The sequence below is a fragment of the Syntrophus sp. (in: bacteria) genome (genome assembly GCF_040768185.1).
GTDB classification, from domain to species: Bacteria; Desulfobacterota; Syntrophia; order Syntrophales; family Syntrophaceae; genus Syntrophus; species Syntrophus buswellii.
In genome coordinates, this window is record NZ_JAXGNC010000015.1 from 46246 (window position 1) to 52930 (window position 6685).

The 6685-nt window shown below is 48.7% G+C and carries 6 protein-coding genes, 1 pseudogene and 1 riboswitch; of the genes and pseudogenes, 3 read left to right on the forward strand and 4 right to left on the reverse strand.

Translation table 11 applies throughout. The annotated features are described in order from the left end of the window. Window positions 1–50 precede the first annotated feature (50 nt). Window positions 51–809: pseudogene (locus tag AB3175_RS12620) on the reverse strand (phosphopyruvate hydratase); the annotation flags it as partial. Between the two features lie 53 nt (window positions 810–862). Beyond that, window positions 863–2536: a dynamin family protein gene (locus AB3175_RS12625; RefSeq protein WP_367361303.1), complete on the reverse strand. Its 1674-nt coding sequence runs from the start codon at window positions 2534–2536 to the stop codon at window positions 863–865. Between the two features lie 91 nt (window positions 2537–2627). Continuing rightward, a riboswitch (Fluoride riboswitch) is annotated at window positions 2628–2696 on the reverse strand. Between the two features lie 109 nt (window positions 2697–2805). On the opposite strand from AB3175_RS12625, the gene AB3175_RS12630 reads away from it, so the two are divergent. Together AB3175_RS12630 and AB3175_RS12635 are read left to right on the forward strand one after the other, a co-directional pair. Further along, the gene (locus AB3175_RS12630; protein ID WP_367361309.1) at window positions 2806–3468 is read left to right on the forward strand and encodes a hypothetical protein; all 663 of its coding nucleotides are present in this window, start codon (window positions 2806–2808) and stop codon (window positions 3466–3468) included. 2 nt (window positions 3469–3470) lie between these two features. Continuing rightward, window positions 3471–4118, forward strand: a complete 648-nt coding sequence (locus AB3175_RS12635) for an acetate--CoA ligase family protein (protein ID WP_367361304.1) — start codon at window positions 3471–3473, stop codon at window positions 4116–4118. Between the two features lie 298 nt (window positions 4119–4416). Here AB3175_RS12635 and AB3175_RS12640 read toward each other — a convergent pair whose 3' ends face one another. Next, window positions 4417–4725, reverse strand: coding sequence for a hypothetical protein (locus tag AB3175_RS12640; RefSeq protein WP_367361305.1), 309 nt, complete (start codon window positions 4723–4725; stop codon window positions 4417–4419). Then, entirely contained in the window at window positions 4722–5198 is a 477-nt protein-coding gene (locus AB3175_RS12645) for a hypothetical protein (protein ID WP_367361306.1), read from the reverse strand. The genes AB3175_RS12640 and AB3175_RS12645 overlap by 4 nt, the downstream gene beginning before the upstream one ends. 307 nt (window positions 5199–5505) lie before the next feature. Between AB3175_RS12645 and AB3175_RS12650 the strand changes: the two genes are divergently transcribed. After that, the gene (locus AB3175_RS12650) at window positions 5506–6210 is read left to right on the forward strand and encodes a hypothetical protein (RefSeq protein WP_367361307.1); all 705 of its coding nucleotides are present in this window, start codon (window positions 5506–5508) and stop codon (window positions 6208–6210) included. Window positions 6211–6685 lie beyond the last annotated feature (475 nt).

The window sequence follows — 6685 nt, forward strand, 5'->3', positions numbered from 1 at the left end:
AAGGTTGTTGATCCGTCCGGTATGAGTGGATCCCATAACCAGCGGTCCCTTTATAACCCGCGTTGAAAAGGATTTCCAAGGAGAGCCGCTTTGCCCAGCTCGGCTTCAATTTCCAACAAACGGTTGTATTTGGCGATGCGTTCGCTGCGGCAGGCGGAACCGGTCTTGATCTGTGCGCCTCCCATAGCTACCGTGAAATCGGCAATAATGGCGTCTTCCGTTTCACCGGAACGATGGGAAACGACATATGCCCAACCAGCCTTACGACAGAGATTGATCGCTTCGATGGTTTCCGTTACGGTGCCGATCTGGTTGAGCTTGATCAGGACGGCATTGGCTGTTTTCTCCTGAATGCCGCGGGCAATGTATTGGGTGTTGGTTACGAAAATATCGTCCCCGACAATCTGAATCTGATCCCCCTGTTCCGCCGTTTGCCTGCTGAAACCCTCCCAGTCGTTCTCGGCAAGGCCGTCTTCAATCGAGACAATGGGATATTTCTTGATCTAGTCTTTATAGATCGCAATCATCTCCTCGCTGTTTTTTGTCCCCTAGTTTGATTTTGTCAGGCAATAGGCGCCGTCCCCGAAAAAAGAACTGGCGGCAGGATCCAGGGCAATGGCAACATCCTGACCAGGCGTGAAACCAGCCGCTTCAAGGGCCTGAAGAATCAGCTCGCAGGCCTCTTCGTTGCTCTTCAGGTTTGGGGCAAATCCGCCTTCATCGCCCACGCTCGTGGCATATCCCTTTTTCCCCAGGATGTCCTTCAGGGCGTGAAAGGTCTGGGCGCCTTACCGTAAGGCCTCGGCAAATGGTGTCTGGTGGGTCTTGCAGGCTTCATGGAAGGCCGTCCCACCCTTTTCTCCTAAGATTCCAGGCGCTCCGACGCCTCCTTGAGTTCCTCCGTGATCCGTCGAATTTCCTCGCTCTGGCCTCCTGTTTTTGAAAGAAGGGCATCGATGGTTGCCAGTTCATCCCGCACGTAACCGACAGCCTGTTCCTTCATGGAATCAATGGCGGCATTGATTCGTTTTTCCCACTGGTATGCCAGGCGGGAGAGATTCATCTCCACCTCCCGCGGAAGGCACCGGACAAAGTGCCGTTCGAAGGCTTTGCGAAATAAAAACATGGGAATAAGAAACCAGATCAGATCGAGATGAATGTCAAAGGATTTCGTGGCGATAATATCGGGATGCTCCGGTTCCGCCACGTCGATGCTCCAGTCCACCTCAGCCAGGCGGATGCCCAGCACCTTCTGGATGTTCTCATCAAGGAACCTCCGGAAAGCGGCCAGGGAACGGGAAAAACTCGCGTGAGATTTCTTCAGGGTTCCAAAAAAATGTGGAGACTCGGATCGTGAGATTTTCCACATTTCTTCCGTCATGACTTCCGACGTCCACGCTTCAAAGTGCCGCGACAGTTGCCAGAGATTCCCCTTCCAGGAGGGGATGTCTTTTTCCAGTCTGGCTGTGGTCTTTTCTACAAGGGGTCCGTAAAAGCGGTCCAGGTAGGCCTTGAGCATGGGGCGGGTCTGCAGTGCGTTTTCACGGGCGATAAGTCCAAGCTCCTCCCGCATGAGTTCCTCGTTGACCTGTTCATTGAGGATCTGGGCCCGCAGTCCCTCCCGATCCGAATCGGCCTGAAGAGCCGTCTGCAGGGCGATGTCCAGGTAGCCCAGGATGCTTCGCAGAAGGGACTTGGTCTTGTGCCGGAGGATCCGCTGGAATTCGCTGTCCCGGTTGCTCGACAGGCTCTGTAGTATTTCCCGCTCAATTCGCTGCTTATGATGTTCCGTATCGACTTGCGTGGAATAGAGGTAAAGGGGGAAATCCCGATTTAGTTCCCGCTGAAGGGTCTGGTGGAAAAAGGCGATCACTTCGTCCTGCTGCTCCGTCGAGAGCAGGTCCGTCTTGGTCAGCAACAGCAGGATGTTGGGGGTGTACTGGGTCAGCTCCCGAATCAGCTCCAGGTCGTTTTCCGAGAGGGGCCGGTCGGAACTGACGGCCATCAGGGCTGCACCCACTTCGGGGAGCCAGTTTTCCGAAGTCGATTTATGGCAGGCGAAAACACTTCCCAAACCCGGGGTATCCACCAGTCGGAGACCGGCATACGGCATCAGAGAGGGAAGTTCGATGTCCACCACTTCGACATTTCGCCGATTGTTTGGATTTTTCGCTTCCGATGTATAATCGGGAAGATCTGCAAGGGCCACCTCGGTAACGGACCTGTCGAAATGGCGGACTTGTACCCGCTCCTTTTCCCCGTATTGCAAGCGGGTAATTGCCGTCGTGACCGGGATGGCGCCGACGGGAAGGACTGGTTTGCCCAGAATACTGTTGAGAAAGGAACTTTTTCCTGCCTTGAACTGACCGAGGATGGCCACGTCGATGGGCCTGTTCTGGACTAGAAGGCTTTCGGCGGCCTCCAGCGGACGATTTAGTGAGGCGATTTGAAAATGGGTGCAGACCTGCCGGAGATAATGGAGGACAGGCTCCACGGAATGAATGTGTCGGGGACGTTCGTCGGGCATCCGATCCATAAAAAACTCCTGCGGTTATTCCACGACAGGAGTTGTCTTGATAAATAGATCGTTCCCTGTTCAAATCTCCTGTCGTGGGATGGATCACTTCATCCACGTAGGAGTCATCAGCCCTAGGGTGGGCGGTTCATTACAGGTGAACTCCATCACCAAAATTTTTTGTATCCCAGAGTCGTCGAACGTGTCAAGACGGTATTTTCCAAAGCATTACTTCTGAATGAAAATTCGAAGCTATTCTTCTCACATAGATTACTCAAAGGAGGCCTACCATTGTCCTTACCCAAAGAAAAGATAGCGCAAGTAAATTTCACACCGGTTCCCTTGCCGGCAATCACGAAATTTGGAGAGGCGCTTTTCGTCAGGCGGGAATTCTGGAGGTTACGTCCGCAGAAGAATTGATTGACACGGCAAAAGTGCTCGATTCCTGTGCTCTCGCCAGGGGAAATCACATTGCGGTTCTTTCCGGCCAGGCAGGTCCTGGAATCATAGCAGCAGATGCTCTGGAGGCATATGGATTAAGTCTCTCGCCGTTCTCTTCGGCAACGAAGGAAAAGATCAATGAGTACCTTCCACCCATCGTCATCCGCACCAATCCGGTTGACATGGGCCCTGTGTGGTATAATCCGAAAGCCATGTTCGATATCCTCAATGCAGTGCTCGAAGATGAAGGCATCGATGGCGCCATTTTCATCAACTTGTACGCGTCGGCGAATCTTTCCCTGGCCTCTGCGATGGCAGAGCATATTCAGAATATCGATGCGTTTAAAAAACCGGTAATCAGTGTTATTACATCGCCCCCCGGTGTTTGGGACGAAGGGATCAAAGGGCTCGACAGGAAAAAGGGTATCGCTATCCTTCCTACCCCTGAACGGGCCGCGAAAGCCATGAGCAATCTTTGGAAAGCCAATCTATTGTCAGCAAGGGAGAACTAACAATGGAACGATTATTACTCGGTGTTGAAGCTTTCGACTTTCTTGATAAGGAAGGGATTCCCATACTGAAAACCGTACTTGCAAAAGATGAAAATGAGGCCGTGATGATAGCTTCCCAAATAGGTTTTCCCGTCGCCCTCAAGGTCTCCTCTCCCGACATTGTGCACAAGACGGAAACCGGAGGAATAAAGGTCTTTCTCAAGGATGAGGATGATGTGAGGACAGCCTTTACGGACATCGTTCATACTTTTACCTCCAATCATCCTGGGAAAAGGCTGGAGGGCGTTATTGTCCAGAAGCTTGGCAAGGGGCTCGAACTGATCGTTGGGACCATGACGGACCAACAATTCGGCCCGGTGATCATGTTTGGATTGGGTGGAATCTTTGTTGAAGCCCTCAAGGATGTTTCATTCAGGCTCATTCCTCTTGAGGCACGGGATGCGAAGGAGATCATGGAAGATCTCCAGGGTTATAAAATCTTGAAGAATCCCAGAGGAGAAAAGGTCGACCTTGCGGCGGTGGAGAACTTTATCCTGCAAGTTTCCCATCTAGTGGAAAAACATCCGGAAATCCGGGAAATGGACTTGAACCCGATATTTGCATCCCCAAAAGGCGTCGAAGTCTGCGATGCCCGGATCAAAATCGGGTAGAATTTGTGGGGAAATGTTCAACCATGCGGGGGCGCCTACTTGGGTGATCCCCGTTTTACTTCTTTGATTATCTACCCTACAGCAGAGCTCCAATGGATATCGGACATTACGCCAATCCACATCAATTATTTTCATTCCTTTGACTCGTAGATCCCACACGTTCCGGTGCCAAACATTTTATGAAAAAACATTCCGGCTAAATTCATCAAGTTCTTCCTGCAAGCGTTGAGCCGACGCATCTTGCTTATGTAGTAGATTTCAATACACAATAGACACAGAGGTTAATGGCGAACTGCCTTCAATGAAGTAGATAAAACGCAGTGATCAGGCCGCCCCCAATGACGACAGACAAGAGAATCATCTGGGATAGCTTCTCAGCAACCCGATAGTCTGGCTTGATTGTTCCTGAGAAGACAAAGCCCAATATGACAAAAAGTCCAAGGATGATCATTCCATGGGTTATCCAGTGGTGGCCAGTGGCATCAGCCATGGCTTTCTTTAATGAAGGTGTCAGTTCCTTAAAAATCACCAGGAAGGCATTGAGAATATTTACAAAGCCGGCAGAAAGAACAAACCCGATAGTTGCTTTATCCAATGTATTTTTCATGGCCCTACCTTCCCCATACAGCCCATAAGAACCCCTCTGCTGATGACCGCTCCCGCGCCTTCCATGGCAAGGCCAATGAGAACGATCAGTGAAGTGACAATGAGAGTAAGTCTCCGGTTTTCAGGGATTAAGAGATTGTTTCGATAGGTAATGACAGGCAGAAGAATACTCAGAACGAGCAGGGAGAAGAAGAAATGTTCCTTCCACTCCATGAAAAATGAATGTGCCCATTCCCATGGTCCATTAAGGATGATGGCCTTATCATGGGCATAGTGAACAATATACCACCATCCTCCGATAACATAAGAAACGACCATGGACAAAGCCAAACAGAGGCTTAGCCCTCGAATTGTGGGGATATTTTTTTCACTCGCATTCAGGACGTAGACAAAAAGGGCCACCGCCAGGAGAATCCCCAAAACGCCGAAAAGGACGTGAACCATGACAGAAACCTGCACTCCAAATAGTGACATAGCGCCCTCCTTTTACGGAATTGACTGCCTCTATTATTAGCCTGGGAAACTGATTAAAAATATACGTTTATAATAGTCCTGATAATTTTTCTGAGCAAGTAACTTTTTTCTTTTGATAGATTTGGTAGAATTGGCCTCTATAATGGCTGCAGAAATTTGGCGTAATATGATAAATTTTCTTTAAGAGAAGCAAAGGAAGTGGTCCCATTTCGCAACGAGAAGCCTGGAATGGAAGTGAGGCCGTTTTTTATGCAAGGGTGAGTTCTTGGTCAGGTTCCATCAATTGACGAGAGAAAGGAAAGGGCTGATGACACTGTATACTGCCGAAGAACTTAAACTGGGCGATGGAAAAAACGGACGGCCTATTCTTTTTGCTTACAGAGGTAATGTATACGAAGTATCTCCCGAAAGTAAGTTATGGAAGAATGGACTTCACATGGGCAGACATATGGCCGGAACGGATCTCACAAAAGACATGGAAATTTCTCCGCACGGTATAGATGCACTGTCCAAAGCTAAGTTGTTAGGAAAGATAGTCGCCAGTCCTTTGACTTCGATTGAACTTCCCCACGCATGGGTTGCCTTATTGCTTTCCAAACATCCCCATCCCATATCCTCTCATTTCCCTATTGCACTTTCTGTCACCGCTGCACTGTTTTCAATCGTCAGCATCTTATTTGATTTACGGATCACGGAGCTGGCTGGTGTCTTCAATCTGATTGTAGCTACAATTATAATGCCTTTTACTATTCTGACAGGCTATCTCAGCTGGCGTTATAATTATCAACGTAAAAATTCATTTGAATTCAAGGCAAAGATTCTCTTATCTATTCTTCTTCCATTTTCCATGCTGGGCGTCCTTTGTCTATTTGGATACCAATACTTTTTTACTGACTCATATCCTACAGGGCCGATTCATGGACTTTATCATGTACTGGTAGTAACTACGGCCCTGAATGTTGTCGCACTTGGCTATTTTGGCGGCCGCATTACATTTCCAGATAGACGGTGATAGAATACATCTGTTCAGCCTGACATAAAGGAAGGGTCAGAAATTTCCATGCCTTATCGTCCATATTTCAAATGGTAATAGATGCTTTTTTTAATTGCTCAGAGTGCATCCTCTGTAGATGTATCTCACACTTTCCGGTGCCAAACATTTTTAAAAAAACGTTCCGGCTAAATTCATCAACTTCTTCCTGAAAGCGATAGATCTTCAGCCTTGCTTGATATGAAAGATTTCAGGTTCATCCGGTCGATGCGTACATTCATATTGAAAAAAATGGACATACACCCCAAGAGGAAATTGTTCGAAGATTGGTAATGACAACCGAAAATTGACCACCTGTGATAATCGAATTTTGACCACCCAGAGCAGTGTTTATACTTTGGGATGACGGGCAGGTCATCCCCTGTCTTTCTTATTGATCGCCGGTAAAACATAGGGAGCCGGGAGGCGACCGGAGTTTTACCGGCGAAACGTCGCT

Bases quoted from the DNA above. Each gene is read 5' to 3' on its own strand.
- AB3175_RS12625 (WP_367361303.1), bottom strand. From the start codon at position 2,536: ATGGATCGGATGCCCGACGAACGTCCCCGACACATTCATTCCGTGGAG.
- AB3175_RS12635 (WP_367361304.1), top strand. From the start codon at position 3,471: ATGGAACGATTATTACTCGGTGTTGAAGCTTTCGACTTTCTTGATAAG.
- AB3175_RS12640 (WP_367361305.1), bottom strand. From the start codon at position 4,725: ATGAAAAATACATTGGATAAAGCAACTATCGGGTTTGTTCTTTCTGCC.
- AB3175_RS12645 (WP_367361306.1), bottom strand. From the start codon at position 5,198: ATGTCACTATTTGGAGTGCAGGTTTCTGTCATGGTTCACGTCCTTTTC.
- AB3175_RS12650 (WP_367361307.1), top strand. From the start codon at position 5,506: ATGACACTGTATACTGCCGAAGAACTTAAACTGGGCGATGGAAAAAAC.